Source organism: Vampirovibrio chlorellavorus (assembly GCF_003149375.1).
Taxonomy (GTDB): Bacteria; Cyanobacteriota; Vampirovibrionia; order Vampirovibrionales; family Vampirovibrionaceae; genus Vampirovibrio; species Vampirovibrio chlorellavorus_B.
Genome location: NZ_QFWH01000005.1, coordinates 132,370 through 153,617 on the forward strand (window position 1 = coordinate 132,370; position 21,248 = coordinate 153,617).

Genomic DNA, 21,248 nt, shown 5'->3' on the forward strand with positions numbered 1-21,248 from the left:
TTAATCGTACCGGAATCCCGGGCAAATTTTGCGAACAGGCCACTCAAATTCATTCGCCTGAATGACATTGGGCTGAATGAATGCGGGCTGCAGGATTTGCATCCATGGACGCCAGGTGCCCTGTCCTTACGAGCCAGCGTCCGGGGCCGTGCGGGATAGCGTTTGCTGGCACAGGCAGCAATATCGAGGGATGAGCTGATGGGAGCGGGTTACTCGGTGAGTGTCAGCAGGGAAGCGGGCACGTCCACGATCTGCTGTTGCCGGGCTTTCCCGTTTTTCTCCGGTAGCAGTGCCTGACTGCTCTCTTCCGCCGTGGGCGGGGGCAGCGTTTTTTCGGACTTGCAGCCGTACTCCTCAAACTTGCGCAGTTGAGGCACCAGTCCCAGTCTGCCATCGAGGGACAGTTTAGCCTCTTCAAACTGCTTACCCAGGGCTTCCAGGCGATCGCCCACTTTAAGGAAGCGTTCCACAAAGGTGGCGGCTCGCTTGTGCAGATCTTTGCCCAGCTGATGAATCTCATCGGCTTTTTGAGACAGTTGCGCCTGATCCCAGCCGTAGGCCACGGTTTTGAGAATGGACATCAGGATCAGGGGGCTGGCCAGAATGACCCGGCGCTGAAAAGCCTGCTCCATCAGGGCGGGGCGTTCTTCCAGCGCCGCCCGAAGCATGGATTCTCTTGGTACATACAGCACCACGAAATCGATGCTTTCCTTGCAGCGGGTTTCGTAGGCCTTCAGGCTCAGGGATAAAATCTCCTTTTCCAGGGCGGCGGCGTGCTTTTTGCGTTCGCTGTTTTCCGCTTCGGAGTCTTCCGCGTTGAGCAGGCGCTCCAGGTTGATCAGGATGGTTTTGGCGTCTACGTAGAGAACCCGCTGGTTGGACAACTTGATTGTGATATCGGGACGCAGGCCATCCTGCACTTTCTGGGCCTCGTAGTGAACGCCCGGCATCAGCCCGGAGTGTTCTAACAGGCGGATCAGCTCCATCTCTCCCCAGTCGCCCCGGCCTTTGCTGTTGCTGAGCGCTTCGGCCAGCTTGTTTTTCACCCCCACCAGCTTGCCGGTTTCGGCCACAATCATTTCAATGTGCGTTTTCAGGGAGGCGGTGTCTTCGGTGTGCTGCTTCTCGATTTCCCGCACCTTTTTTTCGTTTTGCTCAATCACCTCTCGCAAGGGTTTGAGCAAGGCGCTCAGTTTTTCATCCAGCTGGGTTTGCTTTTGCTGGTATTCCCGGTTGGCTTTCTCTTCCAGTTCGTCTTTCAGACGCTTCAATGTTTTTTGGCTCAAGGCCTCAAACTGTTCCTGCTGCTGTTCGGTCAGCTTTTTATTCTCTTCCAGCAATGTTTCCAGCCGTACGTTGGACAGGCTGACCTCGTTCAGCTCCATGCGCAGCAAATCTTCCGTGGCGCGCAAGCCCTCCAGCTGAGCTTTCAGCAGCTGGTTTTCGGTTTCGGCTTTGGAGAGCTGGTTTTTCAGCTCGTTGGAAGCCTGGCTGGCCTTGCTATTGGAGTAAAGCCAGCCGATCCAGTAGCCGAGTGCCAGGCCAACGGGCAAGTATAACAGATTGAGCATGCGCAAAGCCTTTCCAGTGGATTGAGGATCTGTGGTTCTGGGAGTTTTTGGGGATTGCAGACCTGCCTGATTGTATCACCCAAGGCTGTCCTGCCCAATACGATGGGGTTTACATTTTTTGAGACTGGTTTTTTGAAACTGGGGCTTGCAATGTGTTTTTCTTTCAGGCATTCTATATCCACACTCAATTTTAAAGCGCACCTCATCATTGCCTTTATTATTTCCACCGCGGGGTGGAGCAGCCCGGTAGCTCGTTGGGCTCATAACCCAAAGGTCGCAGGTTCAAATCCTGCCCCCGCAACCACTTAAACCTTAAAAGCCTCGTCTCATTCATGAACGAGGCTTTTTTGTGTTTGAGCCTGTCTTTAAAACACCCCGGATTTTGCCCTGAAAAACCGGGGGCCTGAAACACCGGAAGGATTCCCTATAATCGCGTTCTGTACCCGGCTGGGCTTTTGTGATAGGATACCCCGACAATAAAAAGTTGTTTCTATTATTTGTTCCAACCGATCCAATCAGAGTGATGGCCGTATGAATCCTGAAACAATCACTCCACAATCTTTAGCATTGAGTTCAGTATTCAAGAATAACCATTTGACATAGCGTTAACCAACAGGCGTTTATCGTGTTTGAAACAGTCACTTTCCCAACGATGCTGCGTAGTTCTGTTTTGTTAGGTTTATTGAGTTTGTTTGTAATGGGAGGATGTAAGCCAATGTCAACCACCATCGATATCTATCAACCCCTGCCCGTGGGCACCGCCGCACCGGATTTCAATTTGCCGGCCACCGGCGGAAAATCCGTGCAGCTCAGCCAATACGCCGGTAAAAATCTGGTTATTGTGTTTTACCCCAAGGATCAAACCCCCGGCTGCACCCAGCAATTGTGCGCCCTGCGGGATGACACGGAAGTCTTTAAGGGGCTGAACACGGAGTTTCTGGGCTCCAATCCGGGCTCTATGGAAAGCCACGAGAAGTTTGCCCAGGCTCAGGGCTATCAATTCCCCATCGCCGTGGATGCCCAACGCACCATGGCCAAGGCCTACCACGCGCTTAAAGAGGATGGACAGGGCATCCAGAGAACGGTCTATATTATCGACGGCAAGGGTGTTATCCGGTACGCCAAACAGGGCTTGCCGCCTAACAGCGAACTGATTGAGGCCATCAAGCAGTTCTAGTTCAGACATCCTGTACCCTACAAGGCTCGGACGGATTGATTTCGTTTGGGCCTTGTTCGTTTGTGTGCCTATAATAATAGGGCTTGGGCCACAGTCGAGGCTGAGAAAGATACCGTTCATTCATGCATGGTGTCGGTTGGTTTGCTTTTCCTGGGAGAATTGAATTGTTAGCGCTGTTTAAAGACACCTTCCGGGCTCTACGCAGTCGAAACTACAGGCTGTTTATTGGTGGTCAGCTGGTTTCGCTGGCCGGCACCTGGATGCAGCAGGTGGCCATCAGTTGGCTGGTTTACCGGCTGACGCATTCGGTCTGGCTGTTGGGCATGGTGGCCTTCCTGAATCAGGCGCCCGGGGTGTTGATTGCCCCTGTGGCCGGTTTAATGGCCGATCGCTACGATCGACGGCGCTTGCTGATGGCCACCCAGTCGCTGGCCCTGATTCAGGCCCTGATTCTGGCCATTTTGACCCTGGGCGGCTGGGTTCAGCCCTGGCATATCATGGTGCTGGCGGCCTTTACCGGCGTTATTACCGGTCTGGATATTCCCATTCGGCAGTCGCTGGTGCTGGATTTGCTGGATCGACCCGAGGACTTGAGTAATGCCATTTCGCTTAACTCCTCGGTGTTCAACGGGTCCCGGCTGGTGGGGCCTGCCTTGGCCGGTTTGCTCATCAGTCGGGTGGGAGAAGGGATGTGCTTTTTGCTGAACGCCCTGAGTTTTTGCGCCGTGCTTGCGGCTCTGGCGGCCATTCGGATTCAACGGGAGCAGACCTTTGAACGGCCCATGGGGTATTGGCAAAGCCTGCAAGAGGGCTTGCAGTACGTGTATCAACATCCCCCCATGAAGGCCATTCTGGGGCTGGTGGGCCTGACCAGTCTGGTGGGTCTGCCCTATTCGGTGCTGATTCCTGTGTACGCCAAGGATATTTTGCAGGGCAACGTGCAGACCCTGGGCTGGCTGATGGGCGCGGTGGGGGCCGGCGCCCTGACCGGGGCCATTTATCTGGCGTCTCACAAGGCGGTGGAGCGTTTGTTGAAGTTGCTGCCCTTTGCCGTGTTGGGCTTTGGGCTCATCATGCTGCTGTTCTCCGGGGTGCGCTCCCTGTGGCTGGCCATGGCCTGTCTGTACCTGTTAGGGCTGGGCATGATGCTGCTGTTTGCCTCCAGCAATATTTTGCTGCAAACACTGGCCGATCCCAAAAAGCGGGGCCGGGTGATGAGTCTGTACACACTGGCCTATATCGGCATGTACCCCATCGGCAGTCTGGGGGTGGGCTGGATGGGCGCCCATTGGGGGGTATCGCGCACCTTGCAGCTGGGGGGCATGCTAACCATAATGGGCGCCGCCTGCTATTTTTGGGCCTATCCCCATATTGTACGCGCCCACCAGCGACTGAAAGCGGCCTGACCAATCGGGGCAGCGCAGAGGGCCCTTGGGGCGGCTGTGCCTGTGAGCGGCAAAAAAAAGTCACGGGCTTTGGCCCGTGACCGTTGAGTAGTTTAAGGTCAATGCGGTACAGCGATGAGAGAAACCTCAGGCTTGATTGACAGGGGAGGCCTGGTTTATTTGTGTTTCTGCTGCCATTGCGCTTTGCGTTCGGCCCGTTTGGCCTCCCACTTGGCTTGCTGTTCCGGGGTGAGAATGCCTTGCATACTGGCATTCTTCTTGGCCATCAAGGCTTCCCGCTCCTGCCGGATTTCCGCCTTGAGTTTTTGACGCTGGGCATCGTTGGCCGAGTCGGTTCCCAGTTGTTTCAGTTGTTTGTATTTGCCTTTCAGGCTTTCCATGGCAGGTTTGTTTTCCTGACGAAACGCTTCATGGGCGGCCTTCATTTTGGCCTTTTGCTCGTCGCTCAGGTTTAATTCCTGCATGAATTTTTGACGTTCTTCCGCGTACTTTTTATATCGCTCGCCTTTGTGCTGGTGCTGCTCTCCCGGGCCGGACTTTCCGCTGGGAGTGGCCGGTTCCGCAAAGGCAGCGGGTACTGCGCTCATCACGGTCATCACGGCCAGACTCATCAGGCCAAATTGCTGGATGGATTTCAAATTCATGGTCATAAGACTCTCCAAAAACATTGAGGGTGAACACTGCTGATGAATTCAACACATCTTAAAAATCAGCCTTGTATTTTATATACACTGGCTGCTCACAAAAAGTTTCAGGACATGAAATCTTTCGATCGTTTTGGCGGCGGGAAACAGTTTGATCCCCCTGAACACTGACGACTGCCGCTCAGCACTGTTGTGACAGCGGCTCAGTACTATCGAAAGATCCCAAGGCTTTAGAGTGAGCCTCTTTTTTAAAGGAAACCCCTACAAGCCTCCAAAACCGGATTTTAAGTCAGGGCAGGGGACTGATTTTTGGGATGAAGGATTTGAATATCCTGAGCGTGCTTGCGCTGGAGCCATTGCTGATAGAGTCGACCTTTCCAGGAAGTGGGGTTGATGATGTAGAGATCAGAACACGGCAACGTGAGATTGGCGCTTTGGATTTTGTAGAAGTAATCGCCCGGGCCCATGTGGAAGTGCTGGATGTTTTGTCGGGCGCAAGCCTCCAGTCTTAAATTCAGGCCGACAATGCCCGGGGCGTAATTCCTGTGCAAGCCCGTATTGACGGTAAACAGCCAGTAAAAGGCAGGACCGTTGCGCACACCCACACTCAGGTTGACGGTTTGCTCATTCATTAACAGACGTTCCAGAACCAGTTGCCCGCTTTGGTGCAGGGCCATTGCCCAGTGATAGAGAAACTGTTGCTCCTCGGGGTGATTGAGGTAGCTGTGGCCCGCTTTCTCATCCCAGTACTGGATATGATGCTGAATGAGTTCCTCTAAAAATCGCTCAACGGCTTGGGGTTTCGAGACGGTTACCAGCGTGGGATTCAGCGCTTGCGCCAGTCGGGTTTTCTTTTTCAGGCTCTTGCGGCTGTTGTGGCTCAGTCCTTTTAAGTAGGACGCCATTCCTTGACTGAGATCAATGCTGTATTGCAAGGGGGCGGGCACCATCAGGCAGGGAAAATCCGGCAGGGCCAGTTGCTGGATGGCATCAGACTGATCGGGGTCAGTATTCAGACGTACCTGGAAATAATCCCAGGCGCTGGTCTGTTGCAGCCGGTGTAATTCGGAGATTCGGTCTGCGTTCAGCGTTTGATGCCAGGCCGTATTCCACCCGGAAACCCGTGCCTCTTTCAGTGTCAGAAATCCTCGGGCCACTTTTTTTCTGTGGATTAGCAAGGCTTGCCCTTTAACGGGAATATCAAAGCGGGGGGACAGGTAACGCCACCAGCACTGATGAAAGGACGACATTTCAAAGGGAGCGTCGTTTTCAGGCTGTTGAGACACTGACAATTCTGCGGATGGCAGTTCCGGGTTGGGGGCGGTGTTCATGGCCTCGATGGAGGGGGCCTGTGGGGTGAGGGTCTCGTGGGTCATCCGGCGGTCTTTCTCAGGCACTTTTTCAGAAAATGATCCAGAGCCCACAGAGCTTTGGCCAGCGGGTGCCGAAACAGTCGCAGGTTCCATAGTGGGTGTTTTTCTCGGGTCCAGAGGTGTTTGTAGGGTTCATCCCCCCGCCCGAAATTAAATTCCGTGGCGCCAGCTTCCACCGCGTGGAACACCAGGGCATCCATGTGCAAGGTGCCGGGACTATAGCTTCTAAAATTCTGGTTAAAGTTGGTCAGGTGACTGAGATAACTGCTGCCCTGCCAGAAGCCCAGTTGGTAGCTTAAGGTTATATCATTCGCTGCCAGTGTGGAGAGCAAGAGTCTGGGGGCGTTTTTCTCACTTTTTATATCAATGCCAGCCGCTTCCTCCAGCATATGCCGGTAAAAGGAATGCAGCTCGGGATAGCGCACAAAATCACTTTTTTGCCCCCGGCTGGCCCAATATTGTTTGTGGTTGTCCACAAATGCTTTCAACAGAACGTCACTGACCTTCGGTTCTGTGTGGAAGGTCAACTGAGGGCGGCTTCCCCGATCTTTTTCAAAGCGGTTGTTGTGACGGTTGACCTCCAGACGTGTTTTTTTACGCCGGGTGGTTTCATAGGCCTTGACCGAGTCGGGTAGGGGCAAGCAGGGCATCACGGTTTCCGTGTGGATGGCCGATTCGACCTGCCGGGGGGCCAGGGCCTGGGCCAAGGCCTCACACTGGGCGCGATTTCGCATGAAGAGCAAATCCAGAACATCCCAGCGACTGTCACGGATGACGCTGGCGATGGTATTCAGCACGGCAAGTTCGTTTTGTTCTGAGGCAATGACGATTTCCATCCAGTCGTAGACGTTGGGCTGTGTGCCAATGAATTGTAGGTGCCTCAATCGCTTGCAAGTGAAGCCCTGTTTCCCCAGACTGATTTTTAAGGGGGCCACGGCCAACCAGTTTTCCCGGTGATCCTGAACAATGATAATCAGGAGTTCCTGAGCCGGGAAGTGCTGCAACCACTGGGTCAGCCAGGCGTGGGTGAGGCAGAGGTTTTCCACGCCAGCTATGTTCAGGAAGTCGTCCCATTGCTTTTTCAGGGGTAAAAATTCAGCGAGCGAGCGAATGACCTGAACCCGGAAATCCGCAGGCTGCGCCACGGGACACGAGGTCGGGGCCGGGTTGATTTTTGAGACTGGGGTGGCTGAACTCATGGGGAACCTGCGGATAAAGGACTGATGGGGCTGGTTTTAAGGCGGCTTTTCCAGAGGCGTGCTTGCCGCCGCAAGGACACCAGTAAGTCATCCAGCCCGGTGGGAAGGAAAGACCGGATGAGCAAGGGGCCGCATCCCAACAGGGCGTCCCCGAGTTTGATGTTTGGCTCCCGGAATGTTTTCAGCGCCAGTTTGCGGGCGATGTGAGGCTGATGTTGCAACAGGCGCTCCCGGGCCAGATAGCGGTAACAACCCAGATAGGCTTTCGACTTCAGCGGTCGCACCTCAGCCGGGATGGGTGCTTCCGTGAACATCCAGTGCATGATTTTGAGGCAGCTGCTCAGCAATTTTTCATAGTGTTCCGGGGCCTTGGTCAGGCTGGCCGCGTGAATGCGGTACTGGTACACGTAGTCGTTCAGGCACAGGACGCCCGCATGGTTGTGTAAAAACATGCGCACATAAAATTCATAGTCTTCCGGGCCACACAGGGTTTCATTGAAATACCCGATCTGTTCCCAGGCGCTGCGGCGGATCATCAGTCCGGCCAACAGGCAACTGATTTGACTGGTGACAATGCGATCCCAGCTGTGGGCGTAGTGGCTGGCGGGGTATCGGTGGGGCTGGGCTGGCTGTTCGGGCCCACTTTTTTCAGGGGGCGCTTCCACCAGCTGAATGGGGTTGGGCAAGGGGTTCCCCTGATGATCGATCTGATCGGCAAACCCGTATGCCGAGATGAGATTCGGGTTGTTTAACAGGGGAGTCGAGAGTTTGGCCAGCGTGTCCGGGTAGTACAAGTCATCGGAATCCAGAAAGGCGATGAGTTCTCCTTTGGCATGGCGCAGGGCCGCGTTGCGCACCCCGGCCGGATGTCCCACCCGCGCCAGTTTTTGGTAATGAATCCGGACATCGTTGAAGGAGGCCACAATGTGCCCGGTCTCATCAGTGGAAGCGTCATCGGCAATCAGTAGTTCCCAGTTGGGGTAGGTTTGATTCAGCACGGATTGGATCGATTGACCAATATAGGCAGCCGCGTTGTGGGTGGGCATAATAATGGAAACCAGCGGCAGGGCCTGCTCGGGTGTGGTGGGTGGTGATGCAGGATGGGGGACGATGGTCATGACAGGGAATCCAGGGTTAAGGCGTTTGGCGTGTTTTTTTCATTTTGTCTGAAAAATTTTTGTCTGAAAAATTTTTGAGCGATGAACTGGCGCAGCTGTGCTTTTTCCTGTGCGCTGGTATTTCGGCGGAGCCACAACCAGGCTCCCAGGCCCAGGGCGCTCAGGGCAATCAGGGCAATGATACCCAGGGCCATGGCTTCATTGGCCCAGGGGCGGAAGCTCATGAGGAAGCGACCCAGCTGGGCCCAACCAAAAGAAACAAGAAGGGGGAAGAAAATTGCCCCGTAAACGGACTTCAGGTAGTCGCCTGCGGAAATTTTCAGGGTGCGGCAGGCTTGACCAATCAATCCCCACTGGTGCTGAAGGAGCTGGGGAATGAGAGTGCCCAGGGTCACGCCCACAATGCCCCAGTGCTGCACCAGAATAAAACTGAGACCCAGGTTGGCCAGTGCCGCCAGAATGCTGGTGACGCTCAGGAAGCGGTGTTGTCCCCAGGTAAAGAGGAGGGCGTTGGCTGGCATTTGCAGAATGCCGCTGAGGACGCAGGGCACGGCCAGCGCCAGAATGGGCAGGGTTTGGGCAAGGGGGACTTTTCCGGCGGAGAAGATACCGAACAGTTCGGGATAAAACAGGACGATCAGCATCAGGGTGGAGGCTCCCACAAAATTCAGGAAGCAGCTGGCCCTTAAAAAGAGTTGCCGGGCTTCTGCGGTCTGATTGAGGGCGGCCATGCGGGCAAACAGGGGGTAAATGCCTTCTTGTAGTTTGAGGCAGATTTGCAGGGTGACTCCCAGAAATCGGAAAACAATTTCATACACCCCCACGGCGCTGATGGGAAGGAATTTGGCGATGACAATGTCATCGATTTTATGGGAAACGATGATGCTGAAGTTGATCATCATGGCATGGCCGCTCAAGCGAAACAGTTTTTGCAGGGTCTGCAGGCAGAAGGGGGTGTTCCTGCACCACAGCCGGGGCTCAGCTCGGTTGGCCCGCACCACGATGATGCTGAGGCGAAGCAGGGCGGCCAACAGGCGCAGCCCGAAGATCAGGGTTAAATCCCCGCCCAGCCACAGGGCCAGCAAGGCCCCTCCGTTGCTGAGGATGGCGTAAACACTATCCGCCAGATTGGTCCATTGCTGGCTGCAATGGGAGAGTAAAATGGCCTGATAATAGGCCCCGTAAACCATGAGTACGGATTCCAGCATGATCAGCAAAAATCCGGTTTGGGCCAGCGGTTTTAACTGTGGTGAAACGTGAAACAGGCCGGAAAAGCCCGGATATACGGCAGCCCCGCCCAGCAAAAACAGGAGGGCCAGCGCGCTGTACAAAAGGTGGCCCACTGTCAGGTAGCTGTTCTTGGCCTGGGGGTTGTGGGCTTTACCGCTCAGGCTGGTAACCAGCGCGTCGGTAATGCCCAAATCCAGCAGGGTGGAAATTTCAAAAATGGCGATGAGCAGTACGTACAGGCCAAAGACATCCAGGCCCAGCGTGGCGATTAACGTGGGGATGAGAATAATGTTGAGGCCGGTTTTAATGACCACGCTCAGGCCACCGGTCAGCATGCCCAGCAAGGAACGTTGCCCCAGGCTCATGCCGGACACTCCCGGGTTTCTCGCAGGGCCATGCAGGACAGGATGCTGACCAGCGTCCAGTACAGTTGCGGGGCGTCAAACATGTAGGACATTTCATCAAAACCGCAGGCGAATAAAAAGTACACGGTCAGGGCGATGATGATGGTATGCTCCGTGCGCAAGGCGGGTTTTGCCGCGTTCATCCAGCCCCGGGCCGATTGCAGCATTAAACCCAGCGGGGCCACAAACATCAGGTAGCCCATCAGCCCCAGATCGTAGAGCAGGGCGATATAGGCGTTGTGAACCATCATGAGGGGATTGGCGTTTTTGGCGTCGTTGAAGGTCAGGTTAAACACGGTTTGGTTGGCCGATGTAAAGCCGTGGCCCAGCCAGATTGTGGTCAGATCAATGTCTGCCATCAAGTCCTGCCACACCATGGCCCGCCAGTTCATGCTTTCCGTTTCGTTGATTCGGGATTCCATAATGCCGAAAAAACTTTTACCGGACAGGGCCTCAAAAATAAACAGGCCCAACGGAAGCAGGGTGACCAGACTGATGGCGATCCGGGTGAAGCTGCGACGGATGGCGGGCACGGCCAGGTTCAGCAAAAAGATGATCAGGGCACACAGGGCAAAGGCACTGATGGCCGTTTTGGAGAGGCCCAGTAAAAAGGCCACGAGATTGATGGCCAGCCCGCCCCAGAGCAGGGCCGTGGGCATGCGGTGTTTTCGATCGCCCTGATAATAACAGTACAGGCCCAGCAGGTACACCATCAAGATGCCCATGTGATGGGCAAAGGGGTTGGGGTGGGAAAAAATACCGATGGCCCGTAAAAAACCGTCCAGCATCATACTGGTGAGCTGGAAGGGAAAACCGGCGATGGTCACCAGCGACTCCAGGGCGCTGACCCACAGCAGGGCCTGATTCAGGGCGTCAAAAAAGCCGCGGAAATTCCTGATTTTCAGCACGGTCACCGCCGATAAGGCCACGCAAAGCAGGCAGTAGACGTAGGCCACCAGTTGAACCAGACTGACCGCGCCATCGCCCATGGCGCTTTCTCCCCCACTCAGGCGAGGATCGGTGGCGTTGGCGTTGTAGAACACGTAGTAAAGCCCCAGCCAGACAACAAAGGCCGCGTAGTATTTCAGCCACGGCAATTGCCGCCACAGCAGCCCAATGTGGGGCACGATAATCCGAAGCATGGGCAACATCAGCATCAGCATCAGCAGGGGGGTGAAGCGAATGTTGACGCCCAACGCCAGCAGATGTCCATTGCCCAGCGCCGCCAGCGGCCACCCCAGTATCACGAAGGCCACCAGCAATTGAGGCCGGGGGATAATGAAGCGCCAGTATTGCCAGTAAACGATAGCCCCGACGCCCGCTCCGAACAACAGGACCAGTCGCTGGTAGTTCAGGCTTTCCGACAGGCTGGAGAGTCCAAGGGCGGGCAGGATCAAATACACCAGAACCGCTAGCAGCATGCCCAGCCCGGCCAGCAGCGCCACCAATGGCTTGCCACTGGGGAGTGCCGATTTCCAGTCCGTGGGGGGAGAGGGGGTCATGGTCAGCGCATCCGGTTGGAAGGGGGAGGGTAGGGTGTTGGGCCCGTCAAGGCTCAGGGCTTACGGACGCCAGCCTGTTGTTGCAGGGCGGCCATCAGCCGGTTGAGGGAGGTGGAGGGTTCCATCCGCTTTTTCTTGCGGCGGCCCAGCCCGAAGTAGGCTTCCGGATGCTCATACGGTTTTCGACTGATCCACATGGGGTTTAAAGGCGGATTCAACGCGGGCGGGCGGGGTCTGCTGTCAGTCTCCGCCAGATCGGTTTCGGAAAACAGATCGGGGAAAGGCAGGTTTTCACTGGCCGGGGCCGCCGGGCTGGGGGCGGATAGGGGCGCCACGGTTTCCAGCAGGTTGTCATCGGCGCTGAGGCGTTGCTTTTTGGGGATGAGGGTATAGGGCTGGCTGAAGCCGGTTTCCTCTGGATCGTAGCCGTCAAGGCTATTGTGGCCATCTTGGCTCTGTCCGTTGCTTTGGGTCTCATCGCTCAGCAGAAAGGCGGGTACTCCCCGCTTGCGACGGGGCATGGGCATTTTCAGGGCCTGTTGATCGTAGAGGGAGTTTTGAGAAAGCGAATTTTGGGGTTCCGAATGCTCAGCGCTGGAAGGGGAATCGTAAGCGGCCTCCAACATACTTTCGGAGTGAGGGGCCGGTGCTTCCGCCTGCACGGTGACCTGTGAGGGGGCCTTGAAGCGGATGGGTTCGTGGGTGATGGGTCGGTTTTCCGCCATCGACGGATCTTCAGAGTCCAGAGGGAGGTCAGAGGCGCTGAGATCGGACGTGATCACCTCGGCGGCAACGGGTGGCGCATGCAGCACGGGCACCCCTTCCTGTTCCGTCAGCGGCGGATTTGTTTTTTGCAGGTGTGCTGCCTGAAGTTCCGCCAATTGATGCGGGGTGGGCGCATGGGCCATCCGCACCGAAGCGGCAGGCGATATGGCGGAAGGGGGGACTGGCATTTCTTCGGGATTTTCCAGGGGATGCGCCAAAAGGGGCTGAAGCCGATGCGGACTGCTGCTGCTACGTTCGGTCTGCTGGCTGGGGGAGGGACGCACGGACTCCGCCGTCAGGGGCTGGGTCAAATCGCTGCGAAAAGTGGCGGCTGTGGGGTATTGCTGGGTAATGGGGCCCGCCACGGGAATGAGGGAATCAAACAGCGATCCGGCTGCGGGTAAGCCCATTTTTTCGGAGGTTGGCTCACTCATGAGGGTATGGGCCAGAGAAAAGGGGGTGGCTCCTCCGCTTAACTCGGCGGGCTCCGGTTCAAACGTCCGGGGCCCGGCTGGACGGGTGGAGGGCTGCCTTGTTTCGGGCATTTCTGGCATTTCTGCCACTTCTGCCACTTCTTCCATGGTTGCCGTGGTCTGGCTCCCTTCCAGTGGTTCCATCCACTCCGGCATGCTGTAACCCGCGGAAGGGCCACTGAGCTGCTCTTTGGCGAAAGCGGTGGCCATGCCCACACCCAGCCCCATGAGCAGGCTGAGTACAATCAGGTGGGTGCGGTTGGGGAACTGGGCTTTTTGCGGCAGGCTGGGCTCATCCACAATGAAAACGTTACTCAGCGTTTGGGCTTCTTTCACCCGTCCTTCCAGCGCTTTTTGCCGCAGATGATCCAGGGCCACGCTGAGGGAGGCTTCCTTTTGCTCAATCTGGGCCAGCCCTTCCGCCTTTTGGGGGAATTGGCTGATATCCACATTGATCTGCCCCAGGCGTTGCCGAATAATGGCCGCCTGAGCCCGCAAGTCCTGCGCTTCTCCGTTGGCCAGCAGCATGTTGCGAACCAGATCGCCACGGGTGGTGTCGGCGACCACGGTTTGGGTGTTGTTGGCGGTGCCCATGGTGCGGGATTGCTCGGCGCTCAGGTTGGCTTTGACCTGGGCAATTTGGGCTTCAATTTCGCGCACTTTGGGGTTGCTTTCGGTCAGGGACGCGCTGAGCAGGGCGTACTGTTGCTGAAGGCGATACAGCTCATCCTGCAACCGGGCGATGGTGGCGTTTTGTCCCAGGGCGGAGGCCTTCAGGGCTTTTTCCGGGTTCATGCCCAACAGTTGCTGATAGCGACGGGCCAGCCGTTCTTTCCCCTGGGCCTGGGCTTCCAGTTGGCTGAGCCGGTTGCTCAACTCCATGCGGGAACCCGCCAGATCATCGCCTTCCCGGCGGACGCTGACGGTTTTGTTGCTGATTTGATAGGTGCTTTTGAGTTTTCGCACCGCTAAAAGCTGGGCTTCAAGTTCCCGAACCTGACCCTCTAAAAATTGGGTGCGGGTGCTTTGCTCCGAGCGGTTCAAGTCCCGGCTGGCATTCTGAAAGGCCTTTAAAACAACGCCCAGTCCCTCTTTGGCAATGACTGGATCGCTCCAGCTGAATTGCACGGAAATGAGGTCGGTGCCCGGCTGGTTTTTGGCTTTAATAAAGGCGGAGCCATCCTGATAGAACGCTTTCCAGTCCGCCGGGGTTTTGATTTTCAGTTTTTTAAGCTGTTCTGGGTGTTTGCTTTGAAAAAACTGCCACAGGGCCTCGCTGATGGCCGAGGACTTCAGGATGCCCATGGTGTTCAGCACCGGGTTGGAGGAGCTGGAAGAGGTGGTTTGCAAGGCGTAGTATTGATCGGGCTCCACGTAACGGCTGGTGATGGCCGAATCCTTGATGATGACCATGGCTTTGGCCGCATAACCCGGCTTGAACACAAAAAAGGTGTAAATCAGCATCCAGAAGCACACAAAGAGACCCACCCCCACAATGAGGGCGGTGTTCCGTCGCCAGAAGCTGGCCACGCCGGGCAGCAGACGCTCCGGGGGCTCCGGGAGGGCGTGATGTTTGAGGTGTGCGGGGGAAAATACAGGGGCCATCTCGATGTCCTTTATCAGGGGGATCGGCAAGTGGGAGCAGGGTGTGAAGTCTTTTTGGGCAGAGGGAGGGGAAGCGGGGGGTGTTAGCGGATGCCTCCCAGAACCGCCAGTCCGAACACGGCGGAGGCCATGTTGGTGAAGGGTGAAAGCACTTTGGCCGCGTTGTCGGCGAAGCGACCGGTTTTGTAGATTTTTTGCTCGGAGACATACACCACATCGTTGGGCCGGAGCATAAAATCGTGGCGGTTGGGATCGACCATCAGGGTGCTGAACTTGTTTTCGCCGCTGAAGCGTCGAATGGCCACCACCTTGATGTTGGCCCCGTAATTGAAGCCGCCGCCTTTGGCGATGGCGGAGTTCAGGTAGGGGCTGGTGCTGTTCAGGTCGTAGACGCCCGGCGTTTTTACATCGCCGATGATACGCACCGGAAAGATCTGGGGCCCGATGGCCGAGCTGAGCAGCAGTTGGTAGGTGGCGTCATCCAGGGCCTGATGGGGCAGTTCCGGGACATAGACGGAATCGCCGTTTTGCAGCATCAGGTCATTGTCACTGCTGCCGTTTTTTAACAGTTCCCACAAGTTGACGGTTTTGTAGAGTTGCCCGTCTCGGGTTACGGTGACGTTGGCCAAATCAGCGGAGAGCTTGACCCCGCCCGCAGCGGACAGCACACTGGACAGGCGGAAATCCATGCGGTTGCCGGACAGCCCGTTGCCGCTTTGGCTAGTGGCCGAACCATTGCCGCCGGGCAGTCCGCTTGTGTTGTTGCTGGTGTTGCTCAGGGTGGCCGTGCTGTTACCCGCTTGTAACATGCCCGGACGCATGACCGCCCCGGCCAGATAGACGCTGGGGGGCTTGCTTTCGCTGACCGTCAGACTGATGCGGGGTTCCCGAACCAGTTCCCGAACCTGGCTTTCCAGCAGTTGGGTGGCTTCCCGGATGGTTTTACCGGCCACCTGAATTTCCCCAATGCCGTTGAAGGAGGCATTGCCATCGGAGCGTACCAGAATGCCGTTGGCAGATAAGTCGGACTGATTATAGACGTTGACGCTCAGCACATCGCCGACGTTGATGCGGTAGCTGCCTTCCGCAAATTGCAGCTGTCCGGTAAAGTTTTCGGCATGGCCACTGTCTGGATGGCAAGCAAGCAGCCCTATCAAGGCGAAAAGCATGAGGCATGGGGTCAAAATACGTTGGAATCGGCGAATCGCTCGGCTTGACATGCTGGACTTCCTGATGATTAGAAGGGGAAAGTGGAGGTAAGGGGAACGATACAATAAGAAAGTTGCGATAAGAAAGATGTGAATAAGAGAAAGATGTGAGAAGACAGGTGCGATAAAAAGATAAGACCCGTCAAAGGGAATAATTGCTGTTTTTACTAAAATCCACTCCAGATTAAAAGTTGCTTAGCGAATTATTTTTGGCAAGGCGGCCTGATTTTTAACACACTACAGAATCCAGAGGATGGGCGGGCATGACAGTTTATAGATGAACGGGGCAGGGCAAAGGAGACTGGAGCCGGGCAATTTTAAGGCTGCCCTGTTTTCATGATGCTTAACTGAGTAAGTCCTGTAACAGTGCCAGTTCCCGATTTTTTGTGACCGGTTTTAGAACCGCAAGATGACCCAGACCCAACCGTGGATACCCACCCCGCACCCATGATCCCCCTGCCTACCGCGAACCACATAGAGAACGCCAAGCCCACCGCGGATCGGGGGCTTGGCTGTGGGTCGGTTGCCGAGCGGCGTAAGGTGCTTTTTTTCTATCAGGATTTTGGGCAAATGGGGGGCATTGAGCGTTATTTGCTCCAAGTGGGACAGGGGCTTGCTCAATGGGGCAATATTGAACCGGTCTTTGTGTGTTCCGCCGGGGGGGCCTTGTATCAGGGCCTTCAGCAGCGGGGCTTTACGGTTTACGGGCTGAAAAGTCCCGCCTTCTTCAAGCCCTCTTTTTTAAGAACGCTGGACTGGGGGGCCTGGGGTCAACTCCGGCGGATTCTACAAGCGGAACGACCCGATATCGTCCATGTGCATTTTGGACTGATGGAAACCCTGCTGCCCCGCCTGTGGGGCTTTCCGGTGGTGTTTACCTTTCATGGTTACGGCAGTTTGTACGCGCTCTCTGAGCAGTCTGCAGGCGGCAAGGCTTGGTTCAAACGCATGGTGGCCGCCGTGTTTCGATTCACCAGTGTTCGGCTGGACGCCCTGCTGGTGGTCAGTGAAGCGGAACGTCAGCGCTTGTTGGCTCAGGGCTTTTTGGCGGAATCGGCCCCAGCACGAGTCATCCACAATGGTGTGACCTTGGCTGAGTTTCAGGCCCCGCCGGATGCAAGCCACTTGAACTCGCTGCGGTCGTGTTTGGGCTTGGATGCGGATCGTCCGGTGGTGACGTTTATCAATCGGCTGGATGAGAATAAAAATCCCGCTGATTTTGTTGAATTGGCCCGGCGCTTTGCCCGCAGCCATCCGCAAGTTCAGTTTTTACTGGTGGGGGATGGCCCCTTGAAAACACAGCTTGAGGGCTGGGCCGAGGGCTTGCCCGCCCTGAAAGTGGTGGGCTACCGAGCGGACGTGCCCGCCCTGTTGGCTTTGAGTGACGTGCTGGTTTATCCATCCCGGCGGGAAGGGTTCGGGTTGGGGCTGGTGGAGGCCATGGCCGCTGGCGTGCCCTGCGTGGCCTATGCCAGCGAGGGCGCTTCGGAGATTTTGGGTACACCGCAAACGGAGGGCTGTCTGGTGCCGCTGGGCGATTTGCAGGCGCTGGCCGATCGGGTTCAGGCGTGGCTGCACTTACAGCCACAACAGGAGCAGTCATTAAAGAGCGCCCTGCGCGACCGGGCGCAGCACTTCACCCTGGAGGCCACCGTGCAAACCCTAGGGGCTGTTTATCAAAACCTCATCCCTTCGGTGTCCGTCATACTTCCGGTATACAACGGCGCCCATTGCGTATTGCGGGCCGTGCAGTCGGTGCTGAACCAGCACTACTCCCACTGGGAATTGATAGTGGTGGATGATGGCTCCACCGACGGCACCTGGCAAGTGTTGTCCACGATTTCCGATGCCCGGGTGCGGGTGGTGTCCCAACCCAATCAGGGGGTGGCCGCCGCCCGAAATCACGCCTTTCAACTGGCCACAGGCGACTATATCGCCTTTATTGACGCGGATGACGTGTGGTTGCCCCATAAGCTCAGCGAGGAACTGAAAGTCGTTCGCCGAGAGACTGAGCCAGCGCAACCGGCCTGTCTGGTCTATAGCAGCTATTACGCCGTGGATGATCGAAACCGCCTGCTGAACTTGCCCAAAATCAGCACCCATCAGGGGGATGTGGGTGAGTTGGCCCTGCGGGATGAGGGGCTGTTCTTGCCCAGCACCACGTTGGTGCATCGCTCGGTGATGGTGGCGGTGGGTGGATTTCAGTCCCGTTGCTACCATGAGGATCGGGTCTTTTTCATTCAGGCCAGCCAGCAGTTTCCGGTTTACGCCACTGGGCAACGACTGGTGTTGTACCGGCAAAGCGAATCCGGTCGTTGTCGCTCGGTGCTGAAAGATTACCCGGCGGCCCTGACTGCGGAACTCTCCATTGTGGAAACCCTGCAGGGCAGCCTGAGCCCCGCACAACTGGCGATTTTGTCCTTGCAACAGCGCCGCAATTTAATGTGCCGATTCCTCATGTATGGCTACCTGCCATCGGCCCAGCGCCTGTACCAGACCCTTTGCTCAGAGAAGCCCCAAGGGCCGGATGCCCGCCTGTGGGAGGCCTGCTTTCAGGGTCGCAAAAGTCAACTGGCCCTGCTCAGTGTGCGTACCGGCTGGAATGTACTTTATGCGGCCCGCACGCTGGTGCAAACCCTCACCCGCTGGATTCCCCTGTCTTGCCTGTTACCGCCCGCCGCCCGCCCTTACCTAAAGGACATACTGTCATGCTGATTTTCAACTTTCATCACGTGGAAGCCCGAATTTCGCACCCGGAGCGCAAGCATATCAGCATCAGTCCGGTGGGCTTGAGCCGCCTGATTCGCACCCTGCGCTTGCTGGGTTTTAGACTGGTGTCCATGAGTGAGGCCCTGGCCATGAGCCCCCAGCAGTTGAATGACAATCGAAACGTGTTGCTGACCTTCGATGACGGCTATGAAAACAATTTGCTGCAGGCCTTGCCGGTATTAGAAGCGGAGCAATGTCCGGCCACCGTGTTTGTACTGCCGGGACGGTACGGCGGCACCAACGCCTGGGATCAGGGTCATTTGCCCGAATCGCGTCGGGATCGCCTGATGAGCGTACGGCAAATGCACCAGATGGTGGCGTCCGGCTGGGTTGCACTGGGAAGCCACGGCATGCTGCACCGGGATATGACCCAACTGGCGCCAGCGGATCTGGGGGAGGAGCTGATGAAGTCCTACACCCTGTTGCAAGCGGAGTTTGGGGAGCGCTTTTTGCCCGTGTTCGCCTATCCCTGGGGCACGCACAGTGACCGGGAAGTGGAGGCCCTGACCCAAACGCCGTATCAGGCGGCCTTTACCGTGGAAACCCGGCCATGGCAGGCTACGGATCATCGGTTCAGGATTCCCCGCTTCTCGGCCTTTCACCGGGATGGGAACCCCCTGATTTTTCTGGCCAAACTGGCCCGCCATCAGGTGTTGCTGGCCCGCTAAACCCGCTGGCCTTGCCCGCCCACAGACAATCCGTCTTCTTCGGGCTATAATCAGGCATTATGCGCAGCACAGGTCTATTCGTTCTGGCTTTACCCCATTCGTGATTCGTGCGCTTTCCCCGTTGGAACCCGCTTGCCCCTTGAGTCTTGACCCGTCAAAGAAGGATGTCGCCCCATGTCTCAGGATTTACTCGCCGAACAACCCGCTCCCTCCGAGAAAACACAATCCGCACAGCCCCTGGAAAAAGTGGCCCTGCTGGATTGTGGCGCCCAGTACACCAAAGTGATCGATCGCCGGGTGCGGGAGCTGAACGTGGCCACCGAGATTGTTCCGGTGGATGTGAAAGCGGCTGACTTGGGTAGGGACTTCGCCGGGATTATTCTGTCCGGTGGCCCCAACAGCGTGTATGAGGCCAACGCCCCCCAGTGCGATCCGGCCATTTTTGAGCTGGGCATTCCGGTGCTGGGCATTTGTTACGGCATGCAGCTGATGAACCGCACCTTCGGGGGGACGGTGCTGCCCTCTCCCACCAAGGAGTACGGGGAGACCGAAGTGACCGTCTCCACGGACTGTGTGCTGTTTTCCGGGCTGGAGCCTGCCCAACACGTGCTGATGAGCCATGGAGACAGCGTGGGCCAGCCCGCAGAGGGTTTTGAAGTGGTGGCCCGATCGGTTTCCACCCATCAGCACGAGGTAGTGGCCGCCATTGAGAACCGGGAAAAGCGCTTTTACGGGGTGCAATTCCACCCGGAAGTGGACTTGAGCGTGAACGGCGGCAAAATGCTGGAGAACTTTTTGTATAAAGCCTGCGGCTTGACCGGGGCCTTTGATTTGTCCCATCGGCTGGAGGACACCCTGGCCCAGATTCAGGCCACCGTGGGCGATCAAAACGTATTTGTGCTGGTCAGCGGCGGGGTGGATTCCTCGGTGACCGCCGCCTTGCTGGTCAAGGCCTTGCGCCCGGAACAGGTGTTCGCCGTGCATATCGATTCCGGCATGATGCGGGCCAACGAGAGCGATCTGGTTTGTGAAGCCCTGAAGGCCATTGGCCTGCGCCACCTGGAGCGCATTGACGCCGAGGATATTTTCCTGAACGCCACCACGGAGATTGACGGGCAAACCGTGGGGCCGCTGAATCAGGTGACCGATCCCGAGGCCAAACGCCGCATTATCGGGGATGTCTTCTACCATCTGATTAGTGACGCCATCCGCAAAAGCGGGCTGGATCTGGATAAAACCTTTATCGCCCAGGGCACCTTGCGCCCGGACCTGATTGAAAGCGGCAACCGGGAGGTGAGCAGTCAGGCTCATACCATTAAAACCCATCACAACGATGTGCCCCTGATTCAGGAGCAGCGCAAAAAGGGCCTGATTATTGAGCCCAACCGGGACTGGCACAAGGATGAAGTGCGCAAGGTGGGCCGCATGCTGGGCCTGCCGGAAGAACTGGTGATGCGGCATCCCTTCCCAGGGCCGGGTTTGGGGATTCGGGTGCTGTGCGCCCAAAGGCCTTATTTAACCGAGGACTACGCCTGCGTGAACGCCGAGCTGCAAGAGCTGGCTGAGGCCGATGGCTTTGAGGCGGTGCTGGTGCCGGTGCAAAGCGTGGGCGTGCAAGGGGATAGCCGTAGTTATCGCTATTTGGCGGCCATCAAGGGCGACTTGGGGCAGCTCAGTTGGGCGCAAATCCGGTCGGTAGTCCAAAAAATCCCCAACCGCATTCATGCCATCAACCGGGTGGCCCTGTTGCTGAATGACAAGCCCCTGCCCAAGCAGCTGAAGACCATTACCCCCACCCTGTTAAGCCCCGTTTCGCTTGAAAAACTGCGGGTGCTGGATCAGTTGGTCACCGATGGCTTCCGGGCCGAGGGCATTCATGACCACATCAGCCAGCTCTTTACCGTGTTGCTGCCGGTGGATAGCGATCCGCAGGCAGATCGCCCGTTGCGGCACTCGGCGGTCATTCGGGCCGTCATTACCACGGATTACATGACCGCTCGCCCGGCCGCCCTTGGGTCGGACATTCCCGTGGAATTTATCCGCAATCTGGCCGAGGAACTTTCCGGGCAACCCAATGTAGACTGGGTGTTATATGACATTACCAGCAAGCCCCCGGCCACGGTAGAGTGGGAATAG

The 21,248-nt window shown here is 56.7% G+C and carries 14 protein-coding genes and 1 tRNA gene; 6 read left to right on the forward strand and 9 right to left on the reverse strand.

Annotated elements, in window-relative coordinates; all coding sequences use genetic code 11:
- Positions 1-209: 209 nt before the first annotated feature.
- Positions 210-1,571: a DNA recombination protein RmuC gene (locus DF283_RS08155; RefSeq protein ID WP_303674267.1), complete on the reverse strand. Its 1,362-nt coding sequence runs from the start codon at positions 1,569-1,571 to the stop codon at positions 210-212.
- A gap of 227 nt (positions 1,572-1,798) precedes the next feature.
- Here DF283_RS08155 and DF283_RS08160 point away from each other — a divergent pair.
- The 3 genes from DF283_RS08160 (at position 1,799) to DF283_RS08170 (ending at position 4,154) form a co-directional block, all read left to right on the forward strand.
- Positions 1,799-1,875, forward strand: a tRNA-Met gene (locus tag DF283_RS08160).
- A gap of 411 nt (positions 1,876-2,286) precedes the next feature.
- A complete protein-coding gene (locus tag DF283_RS08165) occupies positions 2,287-2,748 on the forward strand; it encodes a peroxiredoxin (RefSeq protein ID WP_303674268.1) in 462 nt (153 codons plus the stop codon).
- 164 nt (positions 2,749-2,912) lie between these two features.
- Positions 2,913-4,154 carry an MFS transporter gene (locus tag DF283_RS08170; protein WP_303674270.1) on the forward strand — a complete coding sequence of 414 codons (1,242 nt, stop codon included), beginning with the start codon at positions 2,913-2,915 and terminating at the stop codon, positions 4,152-4,154.
- A 155-nt stretch (positions 4,155-4,309) separates the two neighbouring features.
- On the opposite strand, the gene DF283_RS08175 is transcribed toward DF283_RS08170, so the two are convergent.
- The 8 genes from DF283_RS08175 to DF283_RS08210 form a co-directional block, all read right to left on the reverse strand.
- Positions 4,310-4,804, reverse strand: coding sequence for a Spy/CpxP family protein refolding chaperone (locus DF283_RS08175; protein WP_303674271.1), 495 nt, complete (start codon positions 4,802-4,804; stop codon positions 4,310-4,312).
- A 278-nt stretch (positions 4,805-5,082) separates the two neighbouring features.
- A complete protein-coding gene (locus tag DF283_RS08180) occupies positions 5,083-6,174 on the reverse strand; it encodes a GNAT family N-acetyltransferase (RefSeq protein WP_303674272.1) in 1,092 nt (363 codons plus the stop codon).
- Positions 6,171-7,370, reverse strand: a complete 1,200-nt coding sequence (locus DF283_RS08185) for a GNAT family N-acetyltransferase (protein WP_303674273.1) — start codon at positions 7,368-7,370, stop codon at positions 6,171-6,173. The genes DF283_RS08180 and DF283_RS08185 overlap by 4 nt, the downstream gene beginning before the upstream one ends.
- A complete protein-coding gene (locus tag DF283_RS08190) occupies positions 7,367-8,488 on the reverse strand; it encodes a glycosyltransferase family 2 protein (RefSeq protein ID WP_303674274.1) in 1,122 nt (373 codons plus the stop codon). Before DF283_RS08190 ends, DF283_RS08185 begins: the two co-directional genes overlap by 4 nt.
- Complete coding sequence (locus DF283_RS08195; RefSeq protein ID WP_303674275.1) at positions 8,485-10,083, reverse strand: lipopolysaccharide biosynthesis protein; 1,599 nt, start codon at positions 10,081-10,083, stop codon at positions 8,485-8,487. Before DF283_RS08195 ends, DF283_RS08190 begins: the two co-directional genes overlap by 4 nt.
- Positions 10,080-11,624: an O-antigen ligase family protein gene (locus DF283_RS08200; protein WP_303674276.1), complete on the reverse strand. Its 1,545-nt coding sequence runs from the start codon at positions 11,622-11,624 to the stop codon at positions 10,080-10,082. The genes DF283_RS08195 and DF283_RS08200 overlap by 4 nt, the downstream gene beginning before the upstream one ends.
- A gap of 53 nt (positions 11,625-11,677) precedes the next feature.
- Complete coding sequence (locus tag DF283_RS08205) at positions 11,678-14,467, reverse strand: GumC family protein (protein ID WP_303674277.1); 2,790 nt, start codon at positions 14,465-14,467, stop codon at positions 11,678-11,680.
- 83 nt (positions 14,468-14,550) lie between these two features.
- Positions 14,551-15,687, reverse strand: a complete 1,137-nt coding sequence (locus tag DF283_RS08210; RefSeq protein WP_303674278.1) for a polysaccharide biosynthesis/export family protein — start codon at positions 15,685-15,687, stop codon at positions 14,551-14,553.
- A gap of 414 nt (positions 15,688-16,101) precedes the next feature.
- Between DF283_RS08210 and DF283_RS08215 the strand changes: the two genes are divergently transcribed.
- The 3 genes from DF283_RS08215 (at position 16,102) to guaA (ending at position 21,248) form a co-directional block, all read left to right on the forward strand.
- The gene (locus DF283_RS08215; RefSeq protein WP_303674279.1) at positions 16,102-18,390 is read left to right on the forward strand and encodes a glycosyltransferase; all 2,289 of its coding nucleotides are present in this window, start codon (positions 16,102-16,104) and stop codon (positions 18,388-18,390) included.
- Positions 18,384-19,112 (forward strand): polysaccharide deacetylase family protein, encoded by a 729-nt coding sequence (locus DF283_RS08220; RefSeq protein ID WP_303674281.1) that lies wholly within the window; start codon positions 18,384-18,386, stop codon positions 19,110-19,112. Before DF283_RS08215 ends, DF283_RS08220 begins: the two co-directional genes overlap by 7 nt.
- Before the next feature lie 174 nt (positions 19,113-19,286).
- Entirely contained in the window at positions 19,287-21,248 is a 1,962-nt protein-coding gene (gene guaA, locus DF283_RS08225; RefSeq protein WP_303674282.1) for a glutamine-hydrolyzing GMP synthase, read from the forward strand.

Coding starts and splice junctions, on each gene's coding strand:
- DF283_RS08155 (WP_303674267.1), bottom strand. CDS start 1,571: ATGCTCAATCTGTTATACTTGCCCGTTGGCCTGGCACTCGGCTACTGG.
- DF283_RS08165 (WP_303674268.1), top strand. CDS start 2,287: ATGTCAACCACCATCGATATCTATCAACCCCTGCCCGTGGGCACCGCC.
- DF283_RS08175 (WP_303674271.1), bottom strand. CDS start 4,804: ATGACCATGAATTTGAAATCCATCCAGCAATTTGGCCTGATGAGTCTG.
- DF283_RS08180 (WP_303674272.1), bottom strand. CDS start 6,174: ATGACCCACGAGACCCTCACCCCACAGGCCCCCTCCATCGAGGCCATG.
- DF283_RS08185 (WP_303674273.1), bottom strand. CDS start 7,370: ATGAGTTCAGCCACCCCAGTCTCAAAAATCAACCCGGCCCCGACCTCG.
- DF283_RS08190 (WP_303674274.1), bottom strand. CDS start 8,488: ATGACCATCGTCCCCCATCCTGCATCACCACCCACCACACCCGAGCAG.
- DF283_RS08195 (WP_303674275.1), bottom strand. CDS start 10,083: ATGAGCCTGGGGCAACGTTCCTTGCTGGGCATGCTGACCGGTGGCCTG.
- DF283_RS08200 (WP_303674276.1), bottom strand. CDS start 11,624: ATGACCCCCTCTCCCCCCACGGACTGGAAATCGGCACTCCCCAGTGGC.
- DF283_RS08205 (WP_303674277.1), bottom strand. CDS start 14,467: ATGGCCCCTGTATTTTCCCCCGCACACCTCAAACATCACGCCCTCCCG.
- DF283_RS08210 (WP_303674278.1), bottom strand. CDS start 15,687: ATGTCAAGCCGAGCGATTCGCCGATTCCAACGTATTTTGACCCCATGC.
- DF283_RS08220 (WP_303674281.1), top strand. CDS start 18,384: ATGCTGATTTTCAACTTTCATCACGTGGAAGCCCGAATTTCGCACCCG.
- guaA (WP_303674282.1), top strand. CDS start 19,287: ATGTCTCAGGATTTACTCGCCGAACAACCCGCTCCCTCCGAGAAAACA.